The sequence below is a fragment of the Actinomadura sp. 7K507 genome (assembly GCF_004348425.1).
GTDB lineage: Bacteria > Actinomycetota > Actinomycetes > Streptosporangiales > Streptosporangiaceae > Spirillospora.
In genome coordinates this window covers 1-1,307 of record NZ_SMKK01000526.1, presented here as the reverse complement: position 1 = coordinate 1,307, position 1,307 = coordinate 1, and the positions used below count along the sequence as shown (strand labels likewise).

The 1,307-nt window shown below is 73.0% G+C and carries 2 protein-coding genes; one reads left to right on the top strand and one right to left on the bottom strand.

Going from position 1 to position 1,307, the window contains the following annotated elements:
• Positions 1-149 (top strand): DUF2399 domain-containing protein (locus tag E1285_RS48355; protein WP_132161032.1); only part of this gene is annotated, 149 nt, incomplete at its 5' end.
• On the opposite strand, the gene E1285_RS45055 is transcribed toward E1285_RS48355, so the two are convergent.
• Positions 139-1,179 carry a phosphotransferase gene (locus tag E1285_RS45055; RefSeq protein ID WP_165967061.1) on the bottom strand — a complete coding sequence of 347 codons (1,041 nt, stop codon included), beginning with the start codon at positions 1,177-1,179 and terminating at the stop codon, positions 139-141. The two genes, E1285_RS48355 and E1285_RS45055, sit on opposite strands and share 11 nt — an antisense overlap.
• Positions 1,180-1,307 lie beyond the last annotated feature (128 nt).

Genomic DNA, 1,307 nt, shown 5'->3' with positions numbered 1-1,307 from the left:
TCCCCACCCCCTGGGACCCGTCCCTGGCCACGGCGATGGAGGACCGCACCGTCCGTGTGGAGGAGGAACAGGTGCTGCCAGACCTCCTCACCGACCTCGGCACTCGCACGGCGGCGCCGCGACGCGGGTCGGCCCCGTCTAGCCGGTGAGCTTGAGGGAGTCGAGGTCGCGGGCGTGGTGGGCGTGGCGGGTGGTCATGGTGCGGAACATCTCGTCGCCGCGGGGGGTGCGTTCGACGATCATGGAGGCGCCGATGGACATGACGATGCCGTGGAAGGCGTGGCGGCGGTAGGCGTTCCAGCAGTCGTCCCAGGTGAGGGTGACGCCGCGCGTGGTGAGGGCCTTGTGGTAGCGCTCCACGAGGGTGTGTTCGCAGGTGCGGCGGGCGTCGGTGGGGAGGCTGGAGCCGAGGAAGTAGGCGAGGTCGGCGGGGCCGGGGGCGTAGGCGCAGGTCTGCCAGTCCAGGACGGCGGCGCGCGGGCCGCCGAACAGGAGGTTGTCGGCGCGGAAGTCGCCGTGGAAGAGGGTGGACGGCCCTTCGCGGTCGGCGAGGTACGTGCCGATCGCGGGGAGGAAGTCCTCTATCAGGGTGAGGACGTCGGGGTGCAGGTCGGCGCCGTAGCGTTCCTTGAAGCCGTCGTAGAGGCCGGTGACCATCGAGGCGGTGAAGGCGGCCGAGTCGGCGTCGTGGCGGTTGAGCCAGGGCAGGGCGGCGAGGTCCGGGTCGTCCCAGCCGGCGGCGTGCAGGGCGGCCATCTCGTCGATCGCGGCGGCGGCGTCCTCGGTCGTGACGCCGGCGAGCTGGTCGCCCGGAAGTGCGGGCGCGAGGTCCTCCAGGAGGACGGTGTACTCGTCGGGTTCGGGGGCGTAGGCGGCGAAGTAGCAGGTCGGGACGCCCGCGTCGAGGCGGTCCGCGATCTGCGCGTAGAAGTGCGCCTCGACCTCGTAGGTGCGGATGGCGCGGGCGGCGGCGCGGCTGGAGGCGTCGGCGGCCGGGACCTTGGCGACCATCGTCGCCGGGAGGCGGGTGGGGCCGGCGTAGGTGAGGAAGAGGCGGAGGCTGTCGGACACCTGGCCGGTGCCGACGGGCTCGGTGCGGACGGCGGTGACCTTCGTGGCGAGGGCGTCGCTCAGCCAGGGGGCGGTCAGATCGCCGGCGCCGGAGACCGGTGGGGTCATGGGTTCTCCTCGGCGAGATAGGACCAGCCGTGGTCCTGCCAGGTGGGGGGTTGGTGCCATTCCGTCCAGCCGTGGCCGGTGCGGCCGTCCTCGGAGTCGAAGCGGCACAGGGCGCGGGGGAAGTGGGC